A 25,161-nucleotide genomic window follows, 5' to 3' on the forward strand; every position below is an offset into this window, starting at 1 on the left:
CCACCTGCTTATTCATATTTAGAACAAATACATGCTCTTAATTCGATTTGTACGCTTTCTGCTTCGCTGGTCACCCCTGCTCATCTTTATAGTGGCAGCCATCTGGCTGTTGCGAAACCCCTTTAACTGGTTTGGAAAATCCGAGGAGCCTGTTACCATCATTAACCACGATGTGGTGTTGCAGGAAATTGAAAGCCTGGGCCGATTGGAGCTGGTGCGTTACCGCTATAAAGACATTGTGGAGCTTACCGAAAAAAATGCCCGCTACCTGGGCATCTTTGAGGTGCCCGACAGTAAGGTGGCCCTCATCACCACCGGCGAGGCGGTGGGCTGCATGGACCTTACCAAAATAACTGCTGAGGATATTCTGATCCGGGGCGATACCATTCTGGTGCACCTGCCCGCAGCCGAGCTCTGCTATTACAAGCTCGATCTGGCCAACTCCCGCGTGTATTCGGTCGATAAGCAGGTGTATTTCAAAAGCGAAAGCCAGCTGCTGGAAAAAGCGTACCGGCAGGCCGAGCAGCAGATGCGCCGGTCGGCCCTGCAGGGGGGTATCCTGAACGAAACCCGCCAGAACGCCGAACAGGTACTGCGCCCGCTGCTGGAAAAAGTATCCGGCAAGCGCATCCTCTTTCTGGACCAGCAACCGCCGCCACAGAAGCTTGAGCGCAGGCAGTGAGCTTCAGAGCGAGGGAATTAATTTCCTCGCCGTACTGCATAAGATAGCTACTCCCCCAGCTCCTTGAGCGCGTCCCAGACCAAATCCTGCTCATAGCCCTTGCTGATGGCATAGCGGGCCAGCTTGCTCCTACGCAGGGCGGGGTTGCGCTCGGATTCGGTGGCCGCTTTTTTTTCCAGCAGCTCCAGCAGGGTTTGCCAGTAAACGTCCGGATCAATCTCCTGCTGCAGCGCCTGCTGCTGCAGGGGGGCTGCCACGCGGTGCTGCTTGAGGCCCTGCAGAATTTTGTAGCGGCCCCAGCGTTTTTGCCTAAATTTGCCGCCGGCATAGGCCCGGGCAAACCGTTCTTCGTTCAGGTAGTTCTCTTCTTCAAGCTCGGCCAGCAGGCGCTCGATCGCATCCGGCTCCTGCCCCCATTCGGCCAGCTTGTCCCGCAGCTGCTGGCGGGAGCGCTCCTGGTAGACACAATAGGCCATGCCTTTGGCCTTGGCATCGGCATAGTGAAGGGGTTTGGGCGGATCGGCAGAACGTTTACGCATAGGCATTGAAGGTAGGCTAAGTTGAAAAATAAACAAGCACTCGCATTACTTTTTACGGCAAATGCCATTTCGGGCTTCGCCCAGGGAGTGTCCATGCTGGCCATTCCCTGGTATTTTGCCCAGCAGGGGCTCTCCAGCCGCTTTAACCTGCTGTACGCCGCCGTTACCTTTCTTACGCTTTTCTGGGGCCTGTATGCCGGCACCCTGGTAGACCGCTTTCCGCGCAAGGGGGTTTTTCTGGGCACCAACCTGCTGGAAGGCAGTCTGGTGCTGGGCATTGCCGCCCTTGGCTTCTGGCAGGGTGAGCTGCAGTGGTTTCTGGTGATGGGGGTCTTTGCCATTACCCTGTTTGGCTACCAGATCCATTATCCCAACCTCTATGCCTTTGCGCAGGAGATCACCCTGGCCAAAAACTACCAGAAAGTAACTTCTCTGCTGGAAATTGTGGGCCAGAGCACCAATGTAGGGGCCGGCTTTCTGGCAGCCCTGCTGCTGGAAGGGGTCAGCTGGCAACAGACCCTCACCCTGGGCAGCCTGGACATTCCGCTATCCATCCAGATTCCCCGCTGGACCATCTGGGAAATATTTGCCCTGGATGGGGCCACTTACTTTATCTCCTCGGCCCTGATTGCCCTGATCCGCTACGTGCCTACCAGCCAGCTGGAGGTAGAGCTGGGCAGCATCCTTAAGCGGGTGCGCACCGGTCTTCACTTTCTGCAACAGAACCGCTACATCCTGCTCTTTGGCTTGCTAACCTATTCGGTGTTTGTGGTGGTGCTGGTAGAGCTGCATGCCGTGGCCCCTCTTTACATCACCAATCATTTGCGGGAAGGGGGGCATGTATTTGGCAGCATGGAAGTACTCTATGCGCTGGGGGCACTGTCGGCGGGCATCGGGCTGCGCTGGCTGTTCCGCAACCGGCAGGCGGTGCAGGGCATTATGCTGCTGATGGGGCTGGCCGTGTTTTCACTGGGCATTCTGGCGGTTACCCAATCGGTCATCATCTTCCTGGGCGCCGGCCTGCTGATCGGTTTCTCTAATTCAGGTGTACGGATTCTGCGGGTGGCCTACCTCTTTGAGCATGTGCCCAATAACATCATTGGCCGCACCAATTCGGTATTTAGCGTCGCCAATATTTTGTGTCGGGTAAGTTTTATCCTGCTCTTCAGCAACGCCTACTTTAACCGCGACTCCAATAGTGCTTACGCCTATGCCATCATGGCCCTGTTTGTGCTACTGGCACTGCTAGGACTGCTGTTTACGCATTACGGGCCCTCCTCCCACAAGCGGGAAGAGCGTCTGTCCTCATCGGCCGCCGGGCGAATGCGGCCCCGGCCTACATTCAGGCGCAGGCCCAGCTCCAGGGCATCGGGCTGAGTAGTGAAGCCTTTAAAATCGGCCCCGGCCACCAGCCAGAGCGAGCGGAAGAACTTAAAGCCCGCATTGGCACCCCATTGGTAAAGGCCATTCTTATAGTAGCTGCCGCCCAGCAGCAGTGTATTTAGCACTGTGCCGGTATAGTTGAAGCGAAACTCGGGCAGCTCCCGCCCATCCTGAATCTGCACCAGCAAAAAGGAGGAGGAGCGCAGCCAGGAGTAGCTTTGCAGCTCCCGAAAGCCCAGCAGGGCATTGTACTGCCGCTGCCCCTTATTCAGGGCATTTTCCATGGAAAGGCCCAGCAGAAGGTTATCCCGCCGGAGCAGGCCCGAAAAATCGGTGCTGGTCAGCTGTTGGTCTGGCTTTGGGGTACCCCCTTCGGGCTGGCCGGTATGCCGGAGGCTGTGCCAGTTTTGCTGCACCCCCAGGCGCAGGTTGGTCTCTTCAGTAAAGGGCAAAAAGAGGGTGTAGCCCAGGCCCCACTCGCTTAGCTGTTGGGTAGTACCAAGCTGCTGGTGGTAGTAACCTCCTATGGCGCCCCGGATAGGGGGCAGGGGAATGGCCAGAGCGGCATAGCCGCTAAGGGTATCAGGCCGGCTGCGACCCAAAAACGTAAAAGCCGTACCCTCTGCGCCTATGCCGGCAGAAACGGTACGGTCATACGTCCAGGGAAAATGGGTATAGCGTTGCTGGGGCAGGCGCTGGCCAAAGCTCGGCACAGGGGCCAGAAGCAGCAGCAGCCCACCTATCAATGTCACTTTCCAAAACTGCATACTACCTTACAAAAGCAGCAGCAGAAGGGTTCCTGCCCCGGCAGAAGAAAGGCAGCCGCTACTATTTGGCCTGCACAGCGGCCTCTTTATCCTTGATTAGGCCTTTGCGCTTCAGGATGGTCTCTACAAAGCGGCGCTCATTATCGGTATTGAAGATGCGAAAGGGCAGGTGAATGATCTGGGCCTTGGACACAAACAGGTTAATGGCCTCTCCTTCTATGGTCGCCTTCTTGATCATGTTCCAGGCAAGGGGCATGCCCTGGCGGGGATTAACCTTGATGAGCACCTGCTGGCTGCTGATCTCATAACTGAGCTTGTCAAAGAGAATTTTGTTTTGCTCCATCTGGGTAACACCCGTAAACTGGATGAGCCAGAAGAGAATGTAGAGGATCAGGGCAATCACCGCCCCGATGATCCACCAGATGCTGGGCAGCACAAAGTACATGGCCATAATGGCGGCTGCAATCAAAAACACCCACCACTGCTCCCGCAGAATGTTTTTCATGCCCAGACCAATATAGGTCTTTGTCTCCAGCTTGTATTTCTTCGTCTTAACGATCATGGGTTGGTATTGAGTAGTAGGTAGTGGGTATTGAGTATTTGGTAAATGGACAAAGGCAAACGGTAAGGTAAATGTCTATTGCGGATCGCCGGGGGCGCCTAGCCGCCCGGTCTATTGTCCATTGTCTAATGTCTAATGTCTATCGTCCATTTAAAAGGCCTTCAGACTTATATCCAGTGATCTGGCTGAGTGGGTAAGGGCGCCTACCGAGATGTAATCGACCCCGGTTTCGGCTATGGGGCGGATGGTGGCCTCGGTGATGCCGCCGGAGGCTTCCGTTTCAAAGCGGCTGTCGATAAGCGCTACGGCCTGGCGCATCACTTCCGGAGACATATTATCGAGCATAATGCGGTCGATGCCGCCCACCCTCAGCACTTCTTCCACCTCCTGCAGGCTGCGGGTTTCCACTTCAATCTTCAGCGATAGGCCTTTTTCGGCCAGAAAACGACGCGTTGCGTCAATGGCCTGCGGGATACCCCCTGCAAAATCAATGTGGTTGTCTTTGAGCATTACCATATCATAGAGCCCGTAGCGGTGGTTGTGGCCGCCGCCGATGGCTACGGCCCATTTTTCGGCAATGCGAAAGTTGGGGGTTGTTTTGCGGGTGTCCAGCAGTTTGGCGCCGGTGCCCTCAATCAGGCCAGCCATGCGACGGGTAATGGTGGCAATGCCACTCATGCGCTGCATGCAGTTGAGCACCAGCCGCTCAGCCGTAAGGATGCTGCGGGCACTGCCGCTTACCTCCAGGCCGATATCGCCTTTCTGTACAGGGCTGCCGTCCTGGATCTTCACCTGTACCTGCAGCTGTGGATCTACCTGCCGGAATATGTGCAGGCCCATGTCCACCCCTGCCAGGATCCCATCATCTTTAATAAGCAGACGGGCCCGGTTTTGGGCACCGGCCGGCACCGAGGCCAGGGTAGAATAATCGCCCGGCCCTACATCTTCCAGCAGAGCGGCCGAGATAAAGTCGGAGAGGCTTTTTTCGCTTAGATAACTCAGATTCACGGCGCAAAAATAAAAAAGGCGCCGCAATATACCGCAGCGCCTTTGGCTTTGTTTTCAATACTTTACTTATTCTTCGGCTATGTTGAGCAACTTTACCTTATAGGTATTGCCCTCGCCCTTTTTTACCAGCATAAAAATGCGGTAAGAGCCACCCGTACCCCAGGCATAGCGGCCTATGGCATATTGGGTGCCATCGCCAGAGGCACCCTGGTGAATAAAGCTAAAACTGCTGGGGGGGTTCTTGTCAAAAAACTCCTTCAGCACAAAGGTAGCCTGTTCCTTGGTGTAGTTGCCGGACTTGTCCATAATGGTAAGCTCCACCATATCATTAAAATGGCGGGTAAGCTCCCGGGAATTACCGGCGCGTATGGCATCCCGAACGCCATTCATGACGCTGGGACTTGTTTGCGTGGTATGTGCAGCGGCCAGCAGGCCGGCCAGACTTACCAGCACCACCATCAAACTTATTTTCTTATACATTGCTCTCTTCTCCTACTCAATCCGCAGTTTATGCTGCTAAAACTATGCCAAAGTAGGCATAATTTTGCTTTGCTGCTAAACTATAGATCAACAAATGAACCAATACCGGCTTGTACTGCTATGGGGCGCTAAAAACCAGCTCTTTATTCGGCAGGTTAGCCCAAAATTAGCTAGTATTGTTGTGCAAAACCGGATGTTATGAATCGTAAAGTAATCCTCATGGTCCTGGATGGCTGGGGCCTTGCTCAAAATAAAGATGTTTCTGCTATCGATAAGGCCCATACCCCCTTTATGGATAGTGTATATACGAAGTATCCGCACAGTAGGTTGGAAGCCAGCGGGCGTGCCGTTGGCCTGCCCTCGGGGCAAATGGGCAATTCTGAGGTAGGCCACATGAACCTGGGCGCCGGCCGGGTCTGCTACCAGGACCTGGTAAAGGTGAGCAAAGCCCTGGAGGATGGCGAGCTGCGGGAAAATGCCGTTTTGCAACAGGCTTTTACGCATGTTCAGGAAAAAGCGGGTCGCAAGCTGCACCTGATCGGCCTGGTGTCGGATGGGGGAGTGCACTCGCACATTGAGCACCTTAAAGGCCTGCTGAGCCTGACCCATGAAGCCGGCGTGCAGGAGGTCTATGTACATGCCTTTACCGATGGCCGCGATACCGACCCCAGGGGAGGCCTGGCCTACCTGCAGGACCTGCAGCAGCACTGCCGCCAGACAGGCGCCCGCATAGCCACAGTAATTGGCCGCTACTATGCCATGGACCGGGACCGCCGCTGGGAGCGCACTGCCCTGGCCTATAATGCCCTGGTGCGGGGCGAAGGCAAACCCACTGCCGATGTGCTGCAGGCCCTGCAAAACTCCTATGCCGAAGGGGTAACCGACGAATTTGTACTGCCCTTAGTGGCAGTAGATGCAGCAGGCGAACCGCTGGCAAAGATCCAGAGCGAGGATGCGGTGATCTGCTTTAACTTCCGCACCGACCGCGGCCGCCAGATCACCCAGGCCCTCAGCCAGCAGGACTTCCCCGACCACAACATGAGCCGCCTGGACCTGCACTATGTAACCCTTACCAACTACGACGACAGCTTCCAAAAGGTGCGCATTGTATTTGAGAAGGACAAGCTGCAAAATACTCTGGGCGAAGTAGTAAGCCAGGCCGGTAAAACCCAGATCCGCATTGCCGAAACCGAAAAATACCCCCACGTAACCTTCTTTTTCAGTGGTGGCCGCGAGGTGCAGTTCGAGGGTGAAGAGCGTATTATGTGCCCCTCGCCCAAGGTGCCTACCTACGACCTGCAGCCCGAAATGAGCGCCTACGATATCCGCGACAGCATTGTGCCGGTACTGCAAAAAGGAGAAGTTGATTTTATCTGCCTTAATTTTGCCAACCCCGATATGGTAGGCCATACAGGCGTGTTTGAGGCGGCCGTTAAGGCCTGCGAAGTGGTGGACGAATGTGCCCGGGCCGTAGCCGATGCTGCTCTGCAAAGCGGCTATGTGGTGCTCATCCTGGCCGATCATGGCAATGCCGATTTTATGATCAATGAGGATGGCAGCCCCAATACAGCCCATACCACCAACCTGGTACCTTTTGTAATGCTGGGAGGGCCTGCGGGCGCCCGGCTATCCGATGGCAAACTGGGCGATGTGGCGCCTACCATACTGCAGCTGATGGGCATTCCAAAACCCGCCGATATGACCGGCGATGTATTGCTACAGGCATGAAGTACCTGCTCTGTATTCTGGCCCTGCTGACCGGGACTGCCTGCTCCCGCGCCGAGCGGGAGGCCGATCCGAAAGCACGCATCACTGAATATTATGATGTAAGCGGCCTGCTGCGCCGCCAGATGCGGGAATTGGCCAAAACCGATGCCCAGCTGATCAAAGATGTAAGCTACATCGATCAGGATGAGCGGGATACGCTGCATCTGGTGGGCCCCCAGATCCGGCAGGAGCTGCGCATGTTTACCGAAATGGACATCAACCGGGCAGTGCTCAGCGGGCGCTACAGCATCAGCACCAGCCAGGAGGGAGGCTATGAAGTAACCCGCTATCAGGCCGATGAACCCGAAGAACTACAGGTAAACTATCTGGAAGTATACCGGCAGGGGGATGAGGTGCGCCGGCTGGAGGCCCTTTTCAGCGATCGCAACCTGCTCTACAACAGCACCCGCACGCTCACCATGACCCTCACCGAAGAGGAGCTTCCCCTTAGCTATTCCATTGTCGGCATCCAGAAAATGATCTTCCGCGATAGCGTAGCCTACAGCATTCAGGGGCAATTTGTATATGACAAATAGGGGATTTTGGCCTACCGCCGTATGCGGGCATTTTTGACGGTGTTCTTGCCCTTCTCCAGATCATAGAGAAAGCCATTGATCACCGCATAGCGCACTTTGCCCCCCTTTTCCAATACAAAATCGGCAGGCTCGCCTACAGCCAGAGGGGTAGTGGCTGGCTTGCTGCGGATGTTAATGGGCAGAGAAGTATGGTCCAGGTTCTCGGGCAGCGCCTCCACCACCACACTGGTGTAGCCCTGCTTCAGCAGGTTCTGGATGTTGGCTTTCTCCAGAGCTTTGAGGTTGGCAAAGGAGGGCTCATAGATCCGGCCCTGCCGCAGTTGCATGCCCTTGGCGTCCAGCTCCACATAGCCCCGGTAGGGCGACATATCACCAATGCCTTCTATGCTTGATTCAAAATAAAAGGGCTCTTTGCCGGAGGGCAGCTCTTTTTCCTGCTGGTTAATGGCAATATCGGCCGTGTAGGAAAACTCCCCCAGGGCTAGTTCGGCATTGCGAATCACCACATCATAGAGATACTGGGCGTTTTCAGGGATCTGCTCATAGTACGCAATGTCTTCCTGCTGGTACTGGCCGGTGGCTATGCTTTGCAGGCCGGCCAGGATAGCCAGAAAGTTGAGCCGGCGCACCTGCTGGCGCTCCGGATCATTGTGGTAGCCGCCCGATTCGATCAGTACAGTGCGCGTGCCCCAGCGCTGCATGTTCTCGCCAAAGGCCCGCGGCTCAAACTCGTCTTTCCACTTGCCTACCCCCTTGGGGATAAACTCCTGCAGCACCCTATTGAGCTCCACCACCAGCTGCATGGCCGGCAGGCGAATGCTATCGGCAGTGCCGGCGGCATCGATGGGGGGTGCCAGCAGCGAGATGCTGGCCGGTGGCCCTTCCGGCCCGGCAGCGTAGCGGATGTTCTGGTCGTGCAGGTTAAAGCCCCAGTCGGCCTGCAGGCTGTCGCGCATCCGCTTCAGCAGCTGGCTTTCGGGCGCCTGCAGGCGCAGGGCATCCCGGTTCAGGTCAATGCCCTGGGCATTGTAGCGCTGGTAGCGCTCGGCCCCATCGGGGTTGAGCATGGGCAGCACATACACCGTTGTATGTTGCAGCACGGCCTGCCGCAGCGAGTCGTAGCCATCGCCCGATTGCTGAAAAAAGTTGAATACATCGGCCAGCGCAGCCGTGGCGGTAGGCTCATCGCCATGCATTTGCGACCAGAGCAGCACGGTGGTAGGCCCCTGGCCAAAGCGCACCAGGTAAATGGGTTTTTTCTGCACCGACTGGCCCACCTGCTCTACAGCAAAAAGGGGGTGCTTATCAAGATCTTTGAGGATCCCTTCCAGCACACTGTGCTTAAATCGTCTGTCCTGAATACGGCTTTCTTTAAACGTCCCATGCTGTTTGTACAGGCGCTGGTGCAGCGTGCCGGTGGGTTCGGCCGGGGGGTTGGTCAGTATCATGAAGGCAGTAACAAGGGAGATGATCAGGTGGACAATCATACTCTGCATTTTTGGCAAGTTAGGCTATTCCCTATAAAATACGTAATATTCTGCCCATTGGACTGAATTTCTAACCTGAAAGCAATGCACCCCAGGCTGCCGGCAACCTTCTGCCGCTGGTCGGGCGGCTGCTCATCTACGTACTTCTATGGAGCATTACGGCCTTTGGTCGCTGGTACCCCCGCTTGTTGCCATTGTACTGGCCATCCGCACCCGGCAGGTGTATGTATCGCTGCTGGTGGGCATTTTTCTGGGCTGGGTAATCCTGAGCGGTGGCAACCCCCTTACCGGCTTTTTTGCCACCCTGCAGGGCCTGGTGGATGTGTTTAAAGAACCCTCCAACACCCGGACCATTCTGTTTAGTGCGCTGGTGGGGGCCCTGATTGCCTTTGTGCAACGCTCCGGTGGGGTGGGGGGATTTGTGCAGCGGCTGGATGCCTGGCTGCGGCAGTCGGAAGCCCGGCAGGCCGGTAAGAATCCAACCGGTGTGCGTCGCAAGGTAGAGGGGCTGGCCTTTCTGACGGGCATGCTGGTATTTGTGGAATCCAGCATCTCGGTGCTGACGGTAGGGGCGCTGTTCCGGCCCGTTTTTGACCGGCTGAAAATTCCGCGGGAAAAGCTGGCCTACCTGGCCGACAGCTCTTCGGCTCCCTCTTGCATCCTCATTCCCTTTAATGCCTGGGGAGCCTACATCATGAGCCTGCTGGTGCTGCAGGGCTTTGAGCGGCCTTTTGCTACGCTTATTTCGTCCATTCCCTATAACTTTTACCCCCTGCTGGCGGTGCTGCTGGTGCTTGTGGTGATTTTTACCAGAAAAGACTGGGGCCCCATGCGGGCGGCCGAAGTGCGGGCCCACACCACCGGGCAAGTGCTGCGGCCAGGGGCCAAGCCCCTGCTGTCGGCCGAGGTAACGGCGCTGGAAGCCAAGCCCGGAGCACCCTTGCGCATGCGCAACATGCTGCTGCCCATTGGTCTGATGGTGCTGCTGATGCCCCTGATGCTGGCCTATACCGGCTGGGAGGGGGTAACGCAGGAGGGAATAGGGCCGGTAGGTCATTTCTTCAGGGCCATTGGGCAGGGGTCGGGCTCTTCGGCCGTACTCTATTCGGTGAGCATTAGCCTGCTGGTGTCGGCAGCCCTGTATATGGCGCAGGGTATTCTAACAGGGGGCGAACTGGTAGACCTTACACTTCGGGGGATTTCAGACCTGATGCCCCTGGCGCTGCTCATGCTGCTGGCCTTTGCCATTGGCAACATTTGCGGGGCGCTGGGCACCGGTCACTTTGCGGCCGAGGCGGTGCAGGGCTGGCTCTCGCCGGGGCTGGTGCCGGCTGTAGTGTTTGTGGTGAGTGGCTTTGTGGCTTTTTCAACCGGTACCTCCTGGGGTACTTTTGCCATCATGATCTCCATTGCCATTCCCATGGCGCAGGTGCTGGACGCACCCCTTTCGCTTACCCTGGCGGCGGCCCTGGGCGGGGGCATCTTTGGCGACCACTGCTCACCCATTTCCGATACCACCATCCTTTCGTCCATGGCCTCGGCCAGCGACCACATTGACCATGTGCGCACCCAGCTGCCCTATGCACTGCTGGCGGCCGGCGGGGCGCTGTTGCTCTACCTGGCCTTTGGCCTGTTGCTGTAAGTGAGCCCAGGCTTATTCCGGACGGCAAATCGCCAGGTCGAATAATGGCTGATTTTCTGTGGGAATTTCTTAGCTAAAGACTATCAATAACTTATACAAACGGGCAACAGTAGGCAGGTGTCATCGTAGTTTCTCATAGAGGACTATTTTGTTAACCCTTTAACAATGAGCGACATGACACTTGATTTTAATCAGATAGCACAAGAAGGAAATACCTTTATGAATGAGCTGGCCCAAGCCCTGGGCCACACCAGCCCGGAGGACCGGGGCCAGGTAGGCCGCATCCTGAAAGCCGTGATGCATGCCCTGCGGGACTGCCTGGAGTATCGGGAGAATTTTCATGTGCTGGCCCAGCTGCCCCTGGCGCTTAAGGGGGTATATGTAGACCAGTGGCAGCATATGGACAGCCCTCACCGGCCCCGGGATGTAGAGGCGTTTGAAGAGCTGGTAAAATCCTATCAGCGCAAATACGGCGAGCAGAACTTCGACTGGGAGATGAGCACCGATGTGATCACTCAGAAAACGCTGCAGTGCCTGCGCCAGTACATCTCTACCGGCGAGGCCATCCACATCATGGACCACCTGCCCAAAGGGGTAAAGGAGCTGATGGTATAACCAAAAAGCGAACCCAAACGAAAGAAGCACCTCCGCATGCGGAGGTGCTTCTTTCGTTTGGGCATCTAGTGTGCAGGCCTGGTGCGCTGCCCTGATTACTTGATGCTGGAGGCCTGATCTTTGCGCAGCCCCTGCAGAAAGTTGCTGAGGGCCGTGCGCCAGTCGGGCGAGGCATCCCAGCTGGAGCCGGCATACACATCGCCGGTGGCAATGTGGCGGATGTAGAATTTGTAGACCGGCTCGCCGGTATCTTCCCCGGCCTGCAGCTCCAGGGGAGCTTCCTTATTGGGGGCATAGTTGAGCAGGCGCCGAATGTTTTCCTGCCCGGTATGCAGGTAGAGCAGCACATACTGATAGCCCTGCTTCATTCGCAGGGTTTCTTCGGCCGTGCCGGCTTCGGTAAGGCCCCACTGGTAGGGATAAAGACCCATGGCCGATTCCAGGGCTGCCGGGGCCTCAGTACCCGAGCCCCCAAAGAAGGGGTAGGAGGGCACAGCCATTTTATCAAAACTTCAGGTCCAGGGGGTAGGAGAAGAAGCGCTTTTTAATGCTCAGGTCAGTGGTATAGAAATACTCAGGCGTTTCGGGAATCAGGAAGTTGCTCATGTGCAGCTTTGCATCCGTAGCGGCCTGGTAGAGGGCTTCTACCAGCGCATGGGTGCTTGTAGCGGTGGCCTGCCAGGCCGGAGTGCCGGCATCCAGCAGTTCTTTTTTACCCAGGGGGGCTACGGTAAGGCTCAGGTTGCTCCCCTTTTTCTCCAGCAGGATCACATTCTGGATTTCGCGCTGTTGAAAATCCCGGAAAAGCCCTTGATGGCATCGGGACCCGAGCGCACATTGCCCAGCTCATAATAGGCCACAGGATCTACGCCCATGTTGCGCAGGCCCTGGTGCAGCTCTTTGGCTGTAGCTTCCCAGCTCACTTTTTTGGAGGTGGCTGGCAGGTCTACAATCACTACCGAGCGGCTTTTGAGCAGCTCGGCAGGCAGTTGCTGGTTAAGGCTAAGCTGCGCTACAGGAGATGACTGGGCGCCAAGCGGTCCATAAAAACCTACTACAAGCAGCAGGAGAAATAGGTGTCTCATCATAAAATAACCCATAGGGAGTGGCATTTCGTATACCCAACACTAAAGTTGCATAAAAAAGTGCACACATGCAGCGGCCACCCCTGCAAAGAGGGCTTAAATGGCTCATAAGCCGTATGCTACAGGCCTGGCCATAGGCAAGGATGCAGTAGTACGGCAGGTCTGGCGGCTTATTTTTGGGCTACATAAAAGAAATTCTGAAAATCATGGGGCAGCTCATGGACCACTACCTCGCCAAATCCCGCTTCAGACAGCATCTTCAGGGCAGTTTCTTTTCCCCACATGGCCCCCAGGCCGGGCCCGTCTGCCGCCAGCGATACCGACATGCAGTGCATAAGCGAGATGGTGTACAGGGCAGTGCCAATAGGGTGGTTCATGTCTTCTTCCACATGACTGGAGCCTGAAATATCCTGCATGAGAAAGTAGCCATCCGGCTTTAATGCCCTGTGAATACCTGCCAGTACCTGCGCCGGGCGTGGCTGGTCATGGATGGCATCAAAGGCGGTAATGAGATCAAATTGTGCCTCATCCTGTAAGGCGGCCGCATCCATCTGCTCAAAGCTTACATTGGGGAGCTGTTGCCGGCGGGCATCTTCATTGGCATCGGCAATGGGCCTCTCGGCGATATCGCGCCCTAAAAAGCGGCTGTTGGGAAAGCGCCTGGCCAGTTTCAGCATGGCCAAACCCCGGCCGCAGCCTACATCCATTACCCGGGCTCCTGTTTCAAGTTTTTTCGGCATGCCGGGTATAAGGGGCAGAATATGGTCTTCCAGCGCAGGCAGCACCGTCTGGGCACTTTCTTCTGCCATCAGTTCATGAAAATGGGTAAAAGCACTATAAGGAACTCCTTTACCATGCGAGAAGGCCGCTATTACCTTGTCTTCTACCTCACCCATCATGGAAAGGTATTGCATAAAGGCCGCCATGTTGTTGGGAGAGGCCTTTCTGGTGAGAAAAGCGGCATGTTCGGGGGGGAGCCAGTAAGACGCATCATGGGGGTGGTACAGCACAATATGGGCCGTTACCAAGCCATTCAGCCATTCGCGTACGTAGCGTTCGTTTAAACTGGTTTTGTTGGCAATCGCCTGGCTGGTAGAGGGGGGCAGGGTAGCAAGTACATCGAGCAGGCCGGTCCGGTGGCCAATTGAGAGCAAAAATCCGGCAGAAGCTTCATTGAACATGCGTATCAGGCGTTCGGAGAAGGCCTCTGCTTTTTCCTGGTTTAGGGGTTCAGTAAGCATGGTACTACATAGTTACAGGCTAAAAAAATGTGTTGTCCATCAACATGTTGCCGGGTATACCCCCTTTCGCAGCCCGGCAGGGATCAGCCTGCTGCTGATACTCTAAATCTACTAAAAAATTTAATACAACCTGATAACGTACTGATCAGTAACACCTTGCATCAAAATTTACTGGGATGTTCCGCCAAAAAAAATCCCTCCGGTTTCCGGAGGGACTATAGCCGATATGGAAGGCGCTTACAGATACCTGAGCAGCAGGTTGATCATTTTCTGCACTGCCGGGCTGTAAGGGGGTTTGAGCATGCTGGTAGAGGTAAGCCCGCTACGCTGCTGCAGCACCGATTTCTCATTACTGAAGCTTAAAAAGCCCCAGTGGCCATGGGCCTTGCCCATACCGCTCCAGTTTACACCCCCAAACGGCAGGTTGGGTTGCAGGTAGTGCAGGGCAGTATCATTTACGCACACCCCGCCGGCCGAAGTGCGCTGCAGCATTTCCTGCTTTAGTTCGGGGCGGTCAGTAAAAAGATAGAGGGCCAGGGGTTTGGGCCTGGCATTTACATACTCGACTGCTTCGGCCAGATCTCTGTAGCTTCTAATAGGTAGAATTGGCCCAAATATTTCTTCCTGCATCAGCTGGCTGTCTTCAGGCACACTGCGTAAGACGGTAGGGGCAATAAAGCGTTCGTCTGCCGCCAGGGTGCCGCCACTTGCCAGCTCGGCGCCGGCGGCCAGGGCTTGCTGCAGCGCCCGCTGCAGGCGTTCAAAATGCCGCTGGTTAATGATGCGGGCCAAGTCATGACTGGCCTTGCTTTCCGGACCTTCGCCGCCATACATTTTAGCAATGGCCTTTTTAAGCTCCTGTACCAGTGGCTCACTTACCCGCTCGTGTACCAGCACATAGTCCGGGGCAATACAGGTCTGGCCGGCATTGAGCCATTTGCCAAAGGCTATGCGCTCGGCAGCTTCCTTCAGGTTGGCCGTGTAATCCACAATAGCCGGAGATTTCCCGCCAAGCTCCAGGGTAACCGAGCTTAGGTGTTCGGCCGCCGCTTTCATCACCAGCTTGCCCACCTGCGGACTGCCAGTAAAGAAAATATGATCGAAGGGTAATTTTAGCAGTTCCTGTGCTACCTCTTTTCCGCCTGTGAACACTGCTACCTCCCGGGGCGAAAACAATTCGCCAACCATGCGCTCCAGCAGCTGAGCGGTATGGGGTGTTTCTTCAGCGGGTTTTAAAATAGCCGTACAGCCTGCGGCCAGGCAACTCACCAGGGGTACCAGCTGCAGGTTAAAGGGATAATTCCAGGGGGCAATGATCAGGCAGACCCCCTTGGGCTCATACTGGATGTAGGAACTGGTGCCTACATGTGAAAGAGGGGTGCTCACCTTCCTGGGCTTCATCCAGTTGCGCAGGTTGCGCAGGGCATGCTTTATTTCTGCCTGCACCGGGTAGATCTCAGAAATATCAGTTTCGGGATGAGGCTTTTGAAAATCATTGTACAAGGCCTCATGGATGGCGTTGCGGTTTTGTTCCATCCAGCTGAGCATGTTCCTGAGCCGGTCCTGCCGCTCGGCCAGGGTGCTGCTGCGCCAGGCCTGGGCGGTTTGGCGCTGTTGCTCAAATACCTGCTGCATGCGGGCGGGCATGTCAGTAGTCGGGGCGGGCGGGCTGTCCGCTTGTTCGTGCATCATGGGCTTAAGGGGTGTGCTTTTTCAATAATTCAAGGGTGTGCATCAGCAGCTGGATGTCGCCCCACTGCTGGTGGCCCGGAACTACATAACGAAGCCTGGGGTACTTTGTGTAAAGCTGCCGGATGGTGGTAGGCCAGGCGGCCAGATCGGCATCCGCTACATTGCCCATGCTGGTGGCCTCTTTGCTCTTGACCAGGCAGCCACCAAAGAGCAGTTGCTGAGCCGGCAGCCACACTACCTGGTTATCGGCCGTGTGCCCCCTTCCGGGAAAGAAAATCTCGGCGTTTAGCCCTGCCATGGCCAGGGTAGTATCCCGTTCATGGGCAATGCCCTGCAGGCGGCGGCCCTGCGCCTGACTGAGAGCTGCAGTCTCCTGTGAAAAGACCAGCGGAATGCCATGCCGCTGCATTACCTGATACCCCGCCGTACGATCGGCATGTGAATGGGTCACCACACAGTAGCCAATGGGCTTTTTTATCTCATTGGCTACCCATTGTACCAGTTGCTCGCTCTGCAGGCTGTCCCAAGGGGTATCAATCAGCAGCACGCTGGTATCGCCCACCACAATAAGGCCGTTGGAGGGAAACGGCGTGCCCCCATAGAGCTGGTAAGAGATGTGGACAAATACCCCCTTGCTGTGCGGCTGTACCTCCAGCTCGGGTTGAAAGGTTTGGGCCTGAGCAGAAAAGCTGTAGGCCAGAAGCAGAAGAAAAGAAATAAGAACGTTATGCATACACAGACAAGTTCAGCAAAAAAGAGCGCTTACGCTATCCAAACAACACTTTAAAATAAAAACGGGGATCCTTTAACTGCTGGCGCACGTCCAGATCGGTGAGCATGCAGCTGATGGTCTGGCGCAGGGTTTCGTTGGCGGTAGCTTTGTTGACCACCAGACTGAAAAGCCAGGGGTAGTTCAGCAGGTCCTGCAAGGTTTTGCTTAGGCGCAGCTCTTTCCAGAGACGGTTGTAGATGGCCGCATCATAGCCCCGCAGAAATGCGGCATCCCAGCGGCCGGCTTCCAGCGCTTTTTGGGCCCATTGGGCTGCCAGCTCACCACTGGCCAGGGCATTGCCGATGCCCTCGCCCGTAAAGGGGTCGATCAGGGAGGCGGCATCCCCCACCAGCAGAAAGCAGTCGCCGCTGATGCTGCGTTTTTTGGAGCCCAACGGCAGGCCAAATCCTTTAACCTCCTCCAGCGGACGGGCCCCTCTAAAGCGCTCCCGCAGCTGCGGGTCTTCGGCAATCAGCTGCAGCATGGCCCTGCGCAGGTTTACTCCCTTTTTGGCCACTACATCGCTGCGCATGCCTACGCCCACATTGGCCCTGCCTCCCGGCAGGGGAAAGATCCAGAAATAGCCTGGCAGAAATTCTTTCAGAAAATGCAGCTCGATGTGCCCATCGGCATGCAGGCCTTCAACCCCCTGGTAATAGCAGCGAATGCCGGCTACATAATGCTTTTTGTCGGGCTGCAGGCCGGCCAGTGCTTTGGCCTGGCGGGAGTGCGCCCCATTGGCAAAAATTGCCAGCCTGGCCTGCACGATAACCTGCCCGGCCTTATCCTTCAGAATTACCTGATCGGCGGACTGCCGTTCCCACTGCTCCAGCTCTACCCCCTCCAGCACCTCAATGAGGGGGTGCGCCTTGCATTGCTCCATCAGAAAATTATCAAACCAGAGGCGGGTAGCCACATAGCCGGGCGGACGGGCATCGGGCTGGTGACGGTCTACAAAGGGTACATCCAGCACCTGCCGGTTAGGGGCTACAAAACGGGCACCCCAGCTGGGCAGGGCCTCCCGGCTGCCGGCCAGCTGCTCTTTAAGCGCAGGGTTCAGGCGGTTGAGCATGGCTACCGACCAGCCGCTGAGCCCGTCGCCACAGATCTTGTCTCTTGGAAAAACGGCCTTGTCAACCAGCAGGGAGGGGATGCCGGCTTTGGCCAGAAACAGGGCCGTGGCGCAGCCGCCCGGACCGGCCCCTACTATACAGATGTCTTTTTGGTACAGCACAATAGTCCAAAATAGTAGAAAATTCCGGCAGCAATCAACTGCCCCGGGCATCTCTCCGACAGGCCCTGGCTACATGGCTTCACCCTCCCGCTGGCTACCCTTGCCAGTTGAGGCAGCAGGCTCGAAGGACGGAGTTGCAAGGGGGTTTTTAATGATTTTTTAATAAATGTGGAAATTTTCCCCATTCGCTTCGACTTTTAGCGCCTAAGTCCCGTACTTTTTAGTAGCAAACCCCTCTAATCAGCTTTTTGGAGCAGCCATCTGCTTCCTGTGCAGGGGTCAGGCGAAATCGCTGGCCTTTGTATGTCCGTACAGCCAGCGCACTGTACTGTTGGCAGGGGTCCGCTGCTACACCCTGTACTTTCTCCCCTCAGCCCTGGCCCGGCGGGAGCGCTACTTCCGGCCAGGCACCAACGCCTGATTTTTTGGGCAGAAACCTTTCAAAGGATTCCGTTACGGGGCATTCGCACCCTGGCTGCAGGCAACGAAGTGCTGCAGCAGCACCCCCCTGCGGCCTGCCAACAGCGGCGGGCAACCGGCCCCTGCTGCGGCGCATGTACCCTTGTGAAACCATAAAAATAGCGATCTACTCCACCTACAGCATGAACTATACCCCCTATACGTCCCTTTCTCTTCTGCAGACACTTGTTCTGTTGCTGCTAATGGCCGCCTGTACTGCTGATGGAAAGACCGACAGCAAAGCAGCTCCTCAGAAAGCTCTGCCCGTAACCCGGGTGATGGCAACCGATACCGTGCTTCACCGCGAATATGTGGCGGACATACAAGCCCTGCGCAATGTGGAGCTCCGGGCCCGGGTAGAAGGATTTCTGGAAAAGATCTATGTAGATGAGGGCCAGCCGGTAAAAAAAGGCCAGCTCCTGTTTCGGCTCAATGATGAAGAATACCGCGCAGAAGTAGCCAAAGCAACTGCCAATCTGGAAAGCGCCGTTGCCGAATCCAAAGCCCGGGAGCTGGAAGTAGAGCGGCTAAAAACGCTTGTCGAAAAAAAGGTGATCGCCGAATCGGAATTGAAAGTGGCCCAGGCCCGTCTCAAAGCCACCCATGCCAGAATAGAGGAAGCCCGTTCGGCCCAAACCAACGCACAGCAGCGGCTTTCCTACACCAGCATACGGGCGCCCTTTGATGGCATCATCGACCGCATCCCCTTTAAAATGGGCAGCCTTATTAACCATGGTACGCTGCTCACTACAGTGTCGGATGTAAGCGGGGTATATGTATACTTTAATGTATCGGAGGGCGAATACCTGGAGCATGTAAAATCCAGGCTCACTGAAGAGGAGCAGCAGTCTACCAGCGTAAACCTGGTGCTGGCCGATGGCACCCTCTATGCACATGCGGGCAGCATTGAAACCATGCAGGGCGAGTTTCAGGCAAGTACAGGATCCATTGCCTTCAGGGCCCGCTTTCCTAACCCCAATGCCCTGCTAAAACATGGCGCCACCGGCAAGGTACGCATGGCCAGCCGCATTGAGGGGGCCCTGCTGGTGCCGCAGAAATCTGTCTTTGAGATCCAGGATAAGTACTATGTATTTACGGTGGACTCCGCCAACCTGGTGCACATGAAAAATTTTGTACCCCAGACCCGCCTGTCGCACTACTACATTGTGGCATCAGGCCTGCAGGCGGGTGACAGGATTGTGTTTGAAGGCATACAGGAGATACAGGACGGGATGAAAATTGTGCCCAAACCAGTGGGAAAGGATAGTGTGGTAGCCCTGTAGGGGGCGTGCCCGCTGCAGAACAGAAAATGGAATGAAGTGCTTGATTTAGACAAAACGCATGTTTGATATATTTATACGCAGGCCGGTGCTTTCGCTGGTTATTTCGCTGATCATTGTATTTCTGGGCGGGCTGGCCTTTATGCAGCTACCCATAGCCCAGTATCCCGATATTGCCCCCCCTTCGGTAAAAGTGCGGGCCAAGTACCGCGGGGCCAATGCCGAGGTGGGCGCCAAAACCGTGGCCGTGCCGCTGGAAAAAGCCATCAACGGCGTGCCGGGCATGACGCACATGTCTACCGTCACCAGCAACAACGGGCGCATCCAGATAGAAGTAAACTTTGAGGTAGGCACCGACCCTGATCTGGCTGCCGTAAGCGTGCAAAACCGCGTAGCCACCGTGCTCAACGACCTGCCACAGGTGGTGGTGGAGAATGGGGTCACCACCGAAAAAGAAGTAAACAGCCTGCTGCTCTACCTCAACATTGTCAGCACCGATACCACCCTGGATGAGAAGTTCATCTTCAACTTTGCCGACATCAACATCCTGCAGGAGCTGCGCCGCATTGAGGGGGTGGGTTTTGCCGAGATCGTAAGCGAAAAAGATTATACCATCCGGGTGTGGCTGCGGCCCGACCGCATGACGGCCTACAACATTTCGGCCCAGGAAGTGGTGGAGGCCATCCGCAGCCAGAACATTGAGGCAGCCCCCGGCAAGGCCGGTGAAAGCTCCAACAAAAACCCCCAGATGCTGCAGTATGTGCTGCGCTATACCGGCAAGTTTAACCAGCCGCAGCAGTTCGAAAATCTGGTGCTGCGGGCCGATAGTGGGGGATCCATGCTGCGGCTGCGCGATGTAGCCACGGTGGAATTCAGCTCCAGCAATTTTGGCCGCATCTCCAAGAATAACGGCACCCCTGCAGCCTCCATCATGATCAACCAGCAGCCCGGCTCCAATGCCCGGGAGGTGATCCGCAAGGTAAAAGAAAAGATTGCCGACATTGAGCAATCGGCCTTTCCGCCCGGCATGAGCTACAACATCACCTATGATGTTTCCCGTTTTCTGGATGCCTCTATCGAAGAAGTGCTTAAAACCCTGGCCGAGGCCTATGTGCTGGTGTTTCTGGTGGTGTTTCTCTTTCTGCAGGACTGGCGCTCTACCCTTATTCCTGCCCTGGCCGTGCCCGTAGCCCTTATTGGCGCGCTCTTTTTTATGCAGCTGATGGGCTTTTCCATTAACCTGCTTACCCTGTTTGCCCTGGTACTGGCCATTGGCATTGTGGTGGATAATGCCATTGTGGTGGTAGAGGCGGTGCATGCCAAAATGGAGCACAAAAACCTCTCGCCCCGGGAGGCCACTTTTGAGGCCATGCGGGAAATTGGCGGGGCCATCATTGCCATAACCCTGGTGATGTCGGCCGTATTTGTGCCGGTGGCCTTTCTGTCGGGCCCGGTGGGAATTTTCTACCGGCAGTTTTCGCTTACGCTGGCGGTGGCCATCGTTATTTCCGGGGTAAATGCGCTTACACTCACCCCTGCGCTCTGTGCCCTGCTGCTGCGCAATGAGCACGGCAAAAAAAGAAAAAGGGGCTGATGCAGCGTTTTTATGCCAAATTCAACAAGGGATATGATGGGCTGGCCAACCGCTACCAGGGTCTGATTGGTTACGTAGCCGGCCGCAAGCTCATTACCCTGGGCCTGCTGCTCTTATTTTTTGTGGGTACCTGGGGCATACAGGCCATTCTGCCCAGCGGCTTTATTCCCGCCGAAGATCAGGGGGTGATCTACATTGATGTGACCACCCCTGCCGGTGCTACCGTAGAGCGTACCGAGCAGGTGCTGGATGCCATACAGCAGCAGACCAGGGAGCTGGAGGTGGTGGAAGCCATCTCTACCCTGGCCGGCTATAGCATGGTCAATGGCGTATCGGGCGCCTCCTACGGCATGGGCATGATTAGCCTCAAACCCTGGCACAAGCGCGATGAAGGGGTAGACGAGATCATACGCCAGCTGCAGGAAAAGACCAGCGGCATTACCGATGCCCGGATCGAATTTTCTACCCCACCCACCGTGCCGGGCTTTGGCAATGCCAGCGGCTTTGACCTGCGCATCCTGGACCGCACCGGCGGGGATGATCTGCAGCGGCTGGGCCAATTAAGCCAGGAATTTATTCAGGCGCTGGAAGAAGCACCCGAGATCCGAAGCGCCTATACCAATTACGACGCCAACTTTCCGCAATACCTGATTCATGTAGACCAGGAGATGGCTGCCAAAAAAGGGGTCACCATCCAGAATGCCATGGGTACGCTTGAGACTCTGATGGGCGGCCGGCTTACCTCTGATTTTCTGCGCTTTGGCCAGATGTATGATGTAATGGTGCAGGCCCATCCCGACTACCGCGCCAAGCCCGAAGACCTGCTGCACCTGCATGTAAAGAACAATAAAGGGGAAATGGTCCCCCTCTCTACCTTTGTGCGCCTGGAGCGGATGTACGGCCCCGAGCAGCTAACCCGCTACAATATGTACACCGCTGCCCGCATAGGGGGTACCGTAGCGCCCGGCTACAGTACGGGTGATGCCATAGAAGCCGTACAGCGGGTAGCCAGCCAGACCCTGCCCCGTGGCTTTGGCTTCGACTGGGCCGGCATGACGCGGGAAGAAGTAAAATCGGGCGACCAGGCCCTGTGGATCTTCCTGATCTGCCTGCTGTTTGTGTACCTGCTGCTGGCCGCCCAGTACGAGAGCTTTCTGCTTCCCCTGCCGGTCATTCTCTCACTGCCTACCGGTATTTTCGGTGCTTTTCTGGCCCTGCAGCTGTTTGGGCTGCAGAATAACATCTATGCTCAGGTTGCCCTGATCATGCTCATTGGCATACTGGGCAAGAATGCCATCCTCATTATAGAATTTGCCATACAGCGCCGGCAGGAAGGGCTGTCGGTGATGCAGGCGGCCCTGGAGGGCTCGGTGGCCCGGCTGCGGCCCATTCTCATGACGTCTTTTGCCTTTATTGCCGGCCTGATACCCCTTTGCATTGCTACGGGGGCAGGCGCCATGGGCAACCGCTCCATTGGTACGGCGGCGGCAGGCGGCATGCTCATCGGGACCATTTTTGGCCTTATTCTTATTCCCGGCCTCTATGTGATCTTCGCCCAGATGGGCAGCCGCGCAGAGCAGACACGAAAAGATAAACAGGAGAAGGCCATTAACGCTCCGGAAATTCCCTTCTCCAACAATTAAGCCCCCATTTTCTTATGCTGATAAAACGTTGCCTCTATTTCTTGTCTTCCCTGCTGCTCCTCCCCCTGCTGCTGCAAAGTTGCAAGCCGGCAGAGGCACCTCCCATGCCTCCGCTGCAGCAGCCACCCTCTACCTATAGTGGCAGCGCTGATACCAGCAGCATGGCCACTATTCCCTGGAATGATTTTTTTGCCGACCCCCATCTGCTGGCCCTCCTGGATACAGCCCTTACCAACAACCTGGATCTGCTCATGGCCTTGCAACGGGTAGAGGTGGCCCAGGCCGAGTTTCAGCGGCAGCGCGGCGCCCTGCTTCCTGCCGTGCAGGCACGCATAACAGCCAATGTGGGCAACCTCAACAACCAGATGAACGGCAACCCCACCCCCGACCGCACCATCCAGAACCTGAATCACAACTATTTTGTGGGGCTTCAGAGCAGCTGGGAGGCCGATATCTGGGGACGCCTGCGCAAGCTGCGCCGGGCGGCCTACCTGCGCTACCTGGCCAGCGACATGGGCCGGCAACTGGTGCGCACCTCGCTGATTGCCGAAGTATCGCGCCACTACTATGAGCTGCTGACGCTGGATAATGAGCTTAGCATTGTGCAGAAGAACATTGAACTGCAGGAAACCGCCCTGGAGTGATCAAGATCCAGAAAGCCGCCGGCCGGGCCACCGAGCTGGCCGTGCAGCAGTTTACAGCCCAGCTGCTGAGCACCCGCGCCCTGGAGGCCAACATCCGGCAGCGCATCACCGAGCGCGAAAACGGGCTGAATGGGCTGCTGGGGCGCTATACCGGCCCCATCAGCCGCGGGGCTTCCATACTGGACCAACCCCTGCCGCCCAACATCCGGGCGGGGGTGCCCTCCGGCCTGCTGCTGCGCCGGCCCGACATTATGGAAGCTGAGCTGCAGCTGGCCGCCGCCCGGGCCGATATTGCAGCCGCCCGGGCAGCTTTTTTACCCTCGCTTATCATCTCGCCTTATGCCGGTCTCAATGCCACCAGCGCTTCCCTGCTCCTTCAAACCCCGCAATCCATTGCCATTGGCGCCTGGGCAGCCTGATTGCCCCCATCCTGAACCGGCGGGAGATCAAGGCCAACTACAGCCGTAACCAGGCCCGGGGCATAGAAGCGGTCTATAACTACCAGCGGGCAATTCTGGAAAGCTACCTGGAGGTGCACACCGGCCTGGCCCGTATCCAGAATTATGAGCGCATGTATGGGCTAAAAGAAAAGGAAGTAGCGGTGCTGCAAAACGCCGTAGCTACAGCCAATGACCTGTATACGACTGGCTATGCCTCCTACCTGGAGGTAATTACGGCCCAGCGCGGGGTGCTGGAAGCCGAGCTGGAGCTGGCCAACATCCGCAAAGAGATCTTTCTGTCCGTCATAGAGCTTTACCGGGCCCTGGGCGGCGGCTGGAAGGCAGATCACTCCTAAGAACCAGCCGCCTGCACACAGAGGCAGAGCCTGTTTTATTTGATTCATCTTTTGCCTATATTACTAGCACGCATGGGGGCTACCCCATGTGCTTTCCCCTGTGCCACCAAGTCCTCCAACCTGCATGAAGGTAGCCAACCCCCTTAACACGCTCTCGGCCTACAGTAGCTGGGGCCTTTTGCTCATTCGGCTGGCCTTTGGCTTCCAGCTGATCATGGGCACACAGGATAATGTATTTAGCTGGGAGCGCATGCTGGAGTTTCGGGATTTTCTGGAGGCGCAGGGCATGCCCTACCCCCTGCTGGCGGCGCATGTTTCGGTATATGCTCAGTTTGGTGCCGGCATTTTATGGGTGCTGGGCCTGTTTACCCGCTGGGCGGCCCTGGTCATGGTCATTAACTTTATAGTGGCCCTGCTGCTGGTGCATGTGGGCCTGCCCTATGAGCAGAATATCCTGGCCATCAACCTGCTGGCCGTTTCGTGCTGCCTGCTGCTGACAGGCCCCGGCCGCCTGTCACTGGATGCGCGCCTGCTCAGGCAACCCTCGTCAAAAGAAGCAATTTTGGCCCCATAGGGATCAAAACAAATTATCTTCTTACTACTTTATATATCAGGCAGCAGATCTGCTGTACTTTTCGGGATTTCCATTTCTTCTTTTGGCTGAATTTTTCGTAAATATGTTATGCATGCATAACATATTTTTTTATCTTTGACAGGCAGGCGGCCCAATGCACTCCATTTCAAACGGTTGCAGCAGTTGCCACCCCAACAGCCTATGAAGCGAGAAGAAACCGTAGACTATAATATCAAAGCAGCCTGGCATGCCATTGCGCGCATGTATAATCAGGAAGCGGTAAAGCACGACATTACCACTTCCATTGGCTTTGTGCTGCTCAACATAGATGCCGAGCAGGGCACCCCGGCCACAAAAATAGCTCCCCTGCTGGGTCTGGAGGCACGTAGCCTTACCCGCATGCTCAAGAGCATGGAAGAAAAGGGGCTTATTTTTCGGCAGGCCGATCCGGTAGACCGGCGGCTGGTGCGCATTTTTCTGACCGAAGAAGGCAAGCGCAAAAAGGAAGTATCCCGCCGTACGGTAAAATCTTTTAACCAGGCAGTACAGGACACCATTCCCGCCGATAAGCTCAAATGCTTTTACGACGTCATCAACCAGATAAACCGCATTGTAGACGAACATAAGTTTAGTTAGAGGTAAGAGGCAAGAAGCAATATGCAAGAAACAAAGCCGGTTT

General features: G+C 56.1%; 25 protein-coding genes and 1 pseudogene. 13 read left to right on the top strand and 13 right to left on the bottom strand.

Going from position 1 to position 25,161, the window contains the following annotated elements:
* The first annotated feature begins 31 nt into the window (after positions 1 to 31).
* Positions 32 to 682, top strand: coding sequence for a DUF4230 domain-containing protein (locus ADICEAN_RS00700; protein ID WP_009193562.1), 651 nt, complete (start codon positions 32 to 34; stop codon positions 680 to 682).
* 47 nt (positions 683 to 729) lie between these two features.
* Here ADICEAN_RS00700 and ADICEAN_RS00705 read toward each other — a convergent pair whose 3' ends face one another.
* Complete coding sequence (locus ADICEAN_RS00705) at positions 730 to 1,221, bottom strand: regulatory protein RecX (protein WP_009193563.1); 492 nt, start codon at positions 1,219 to 1,221, stop codon at positions 730 to 732.
* A 21-nt stretch (positions 1,222 to 1,242) separates the two neighbouring features.
* Here ADICEAN_RS00705 and ADICEAN_RS00710 point away from each other — a divergent pair, with 21 nt between their 5' ends.
* Entirely contained in the window at positions 1,243 to 2,598 is a 1,356-nt protein-coding gene (locus tag ADICEAN_RS00710) for an MFS transporter (protein WP_152426247.1), read from the top strand.
* Here ADICEAN_RS00710 and ADICEAN_RS00715 read toward each other — a convergent pair.
* The 4 genes from ADICEAN_RS00715 to ADICEAN_RS00730 form a co-directional block, all read right to left on the bottom strand.
* On the bottom strand, positions 2,487 to 3,371 hold the full coding sequence (locus ADICEAN_RS00715; RefSeq protein ID WP_009193565.1) for a PorP/SprF family type IX secretion system membrane protein: 885 nt from the start codon (positions 3,369 to 3,371) through the stop codon (positions 2,487 to 2,489). The two genes, ADICEAN_RS00710 and ADICEAN_RS00715, sit on opposite strands and share 112 nt — an antisense overlap.
* 61 nt (positions 3,372 to 3,432) lie before the next feature.
* Positions 3,433 to 3,933: a hypothetical protein gene (locus ADICEAN_RS00720; protein ID WP_009193566.1), complete on the bottom strand. Its 501-nt coding sequence runs from the start codon at positions 3,931 to 3,933 to the stop codon at positions 3,433 to 3,435.
* Positions 3,934 to 4,083: 150 nt separating this feature from the next.
* Positions 4,084 to 4,941 carry a carboxylating nicotinate-nucleotide diphosphorylase gene (nadC, locus tag ADICEAN_RS00725; protein ID WP_009193567.1) on the bottom strand — a complete coding sequence of 286 codons (858 nt, stop codon included), beginning with the start codon at positions 4,939 to 4,941 and terminating at the stop codon, positions 4,084 to 4,086.
* Positions 4,942 to 5,007: 66 nt separating this feature from the next.
* Positions 5,008 to 5,421: a DUF4783 domain-containing protein gene (locus ADICEAN_RS00730; protein ID WP_009193568.1), complete on the bottom strand. Its 414-nt coding sequence runs from the start codon at positions 5,419 to 5,421 to the stop codon at positions 5,008 to 5,010.
* 198 nt (positions 5,422 to 5,619) lie between these two features.
* On the opposite strand from ADICEAN_RS00730, the gene gpmI reads away from it, so the two are divergent.
* Together gpmI and ADICEAN_RS00740 are read left to right on the top strand one after the other, a co-directional pair.
* Entirely contained in the window at positions 5,620 to 7,149 is a 1,530-nt protein-coding gene (gene gpmI / locus ADICEAN_RS00735; RefSeq protein ID WP_009193569.1) for a 2,3-bisphosphoglycerate-independent phosphoglycerate mutase, read from the top strand.
* A complete protein-coding gene (locus ADICEAN_RS00740) occupies positions 7,146 to 7,724 on the top strand; it encodes a hypothetical protein (protein WP_009193570.1) in 579 nt (192 codons plus the stop codon). Before gpmI ends, ADICEAN_RS00740 begins: the two co-directional genes overlap by 4 nt.
* Before the next feature lie 11 nt (positions 7,725 to 7,735).
* Here ADICEAN_RS00740 and ADICEAN_RS00745 read toward each other — a convergent pair whose 3' ends face one another.
* On the bottom strand, positions 7,736 to 9,211 hold the full coding sequence (locus ADICEAN_RS00745; RefSeq protein WP_051068760.1) for a M14 family zinc carboxypeptidase: 1,476 nt from the start codon (positions 9,209 to 9,211) through the stop codon (positions 7,736 to 7,738).
* 148 nt (positions 9,212 to 9,359) lie between these two features.
* Here ADICEAN_RS00745 and ADICEAN_RS00750 point away from each other — a divergent pair, with 148 nt between their 5' ends.
* Complete coding sequence (locus tag ADICEAN_RS00750; protein ID WP_009193572.1) at positions 9,360 to 10,853, top strand: Na+/H+ antiporter NhaC family protein; 1,494 nt, start codon at positions 9,360 to 9,362, stop codon at positions 10,851 to 10,853.
* A 165-nt stretch (positions 10,854 to 11,018) separates the two neighbouring features.
* Positions 11,019 to 11,468, top strand: coding sequence for a DUF2267 domain-containing protein (locus ADICEAN_RS00755; RefSeq protein WP_009193573.1), 450 nt, complete (start codon positions 11,019 to 11,021; stop codon positions 11,466 to 11,468).
* Positions 11,469 to 11,563: 95 nt separating this feature from the next.
* On the opposite strand, the gene ADICEAN_RS00760 is transcribed toward ADICEAN_RS00755, so the two are convergent.
* From ADICEAN_RS00760 to ADICEAN_RS00790, 7 genes are all read right to left on the bottom strand, one after another.
* Positions 11,564 to 11,968, bottom strand: coding sequence for a hypothetical protein (locus ADICEAN_RS00760; RefSeq protein WP_009193574.1), 405 nt, complete (start codon positions 11,966 to 11,968; stop codon positions 11,564 to 11,566).
* A gap of 4 nt (positions 11,969 to 11,972) precedes the next feature.
* On the bottom strand, positions 11,973 to 12,239 hold the full coding sequence (locus tag ADICEAN_RS00765; RefSeq protein ID WP_009193575.1) for a hypothetical protein: 267 nt from the start codon (positions 12,237 to 12,239) through the stop codon (positions 11,973 to 11,975).
* Complete coding sequence (locus ADICEAN_RS00770; protein WP_009193576.1) at positions 12,236 to 12,553, bottom strand: hypothetical protein; 318 nt, start codon at positions 12,551 to 12,553, stop codon at positions 12,236 to 12,238. Before ADICEAN_RS00770 ends, ADICEAN_RS00765 begins: the two co-directional genes overlap by 4 nt.
* 170 nt (positions 12,554 to 12,723) lie before the next feature.
* Positions 12,724 to 13,794, bottom strand: coding sequence for a class I SAM-dependent methyltransferase (locus ADICEAN_RS00775; RefSeq protein WP_009193577.1), 1,071 nt, complete (start codon positions 13,792 to 13,794; stop codon positions 12,724 to 12,726).
* Between the two features lie 237 nt (positions 13,795 to 14,031).
* A complete protein-coding gene (locus ADICEAN_RS00780; RefSeq protein WP_009193578.1) occupies positions 14,032 to 15,486 on the bottom strand; it encodes an aldehyde dehydrogenase family protein in 1,455 nt (484 codons plus the stop codon).
* A gap of 4 nt (positions 15,487 to 15,490) precedes the next feature.
* On the bottom strand, positions 15,491 to 16,219 hold the full coding sequence (bla, locus tag ADICEAN_RS00785; RefSeq protein WP_009193579.1) for a subclass B1 metallo-beta-lactamase: 729 nt from the start codon (positions 16,217 to 16,219) through the stop codon (positions 15,491 to 15,493).
* A 34-nt stretch (positions 16,220 to 16,253) separates the two neighbouring features.
* The gene (locus tag ADICEAN_RS00790; RefSeq protein WP_009193580.1) at positions 16,254 to 17,492 is read right to left on the bottom strand and encodes an NAD(P)/FAD-dependent oxidoreductase; all 1,239 of its coding nucleotides are present in this window, start codon (positions 17,490 to 17,492) and stop codon (positions 16,254 to 16,256) included.
* Between the two features lie 602 nt (positions 17,493 to 18,094).
* Between ADICEAN_RS00790 and ADICEAN_RS00795 the strand changes: the two genes are divergently transcribed.
* The 7 genes and pseudogenes from ADICEAN_RS00795 to ADICEAN_RS00815 all read left to right on the top strand — a co-directional run bounded on the left by ADICEAN_RS00795 (position 18,095) and on the right by ADICEAN_RS00815 (position 25,118).
* Positions 18,095 to 19,234 carry an efflux RND transporter periplasmic adaptor subunit gene (locus tag ADICEAN_RS00795; protein WP_009193581.1) on the top strand — a complete coding sequence of 380 codons (1,140 nt, stop codon included), beginning with the start codon at positions 18,095 to 18,097 and terminating at the stop codon, positions 19,232 to 19,234.
* A gap of 58 nt (positions 19,235 to 19,292) precedes the next feature.
* A pseudogene (locus ADICEAN_RS00800) lies at positions 19,293 to 22,468 on the top strand (efflux RND transporter permease subunit).
* A 14-nt stretch (positions 22,469 to 22,482) separates the two neighbouring features.
* Positions 22,483 to 23,112: a TolC family protein gene (locus ADICEAN_RS23095; RefSeq protein WP_009193584.1), complete on the top strand. Its 630-nt coding sequence runs from the start codon at positions 22,483 to 22,485 to the stop codon at positions 23,110 to 23,112.
* Positions 23,109 to 23,531: a TolC family protein gene (locus ADICEAN_RS23100; RefSeq protein ID WP_009193585.1), complete on the top strand. Its 423-nt coding sequence runs from the start codon at positions 23,109 to 23,111 to the stop codon at positions 23,529 to 23,531. Before ADICEAN_RS23095 ends, ADICEAN_RS23100 begins: the two co-directional genes overlap by 4 nt.
* A 62-nt stretch (positions 23,532 to 23,593) precedes the next feature.
* Positions 23,594 to 23,908, top strand: coding sequence for a TolC family protein (locus ADICEAN_RS23105; RefSeq protein ID WP_236612844.1), 315 nt, complete (start codon positions 23,594 to 23,596; stop codon positions 23,906 to 23,908).
* 124 nt (positions 23,909 to 24,032) lie between these two features.
* The gene (locus tag ADICEAN_RS00810; RefSeq protein WP_009193587.1) at positions 24,033 to 24,482 is read left to right on the top strand and encodes a DoxX family protein; all 450 of its coding nucleotides are present in this window, start codon (positions 24,033 to 24,035) and stop codon (positions 24,480 to 24,482) included.
* A gap of 201 nt (positions 24,483 to 24,683) precedes the next feature.
* Positions 24,684 to 25,118, top strand: a complete 435-nt coding sequence (locus ADICEAN_RS00815) for a MarR family winged helix-turn-helix transcriptional regulator (RefSeq protein ID WP_009193588.1) — start codon at positions 24,684 to 24,686, stop codon at positions 25,116 to 25,118.
* Positions 25,119 to 25,161 lie beyond the last annotated feature (43 nt).

Source organism: Cesiribacter andamanensis AMV16, assembly GCF_000348925.1.
In the GTDB taxonomy this organism is placed as follows: domain Bacteria; phylum Bacteroidota; class Bacteroidia; order Cytophagales; family Cyclobacteriaceae; genus Cesiribacter; species Cesiribacter andamanensis.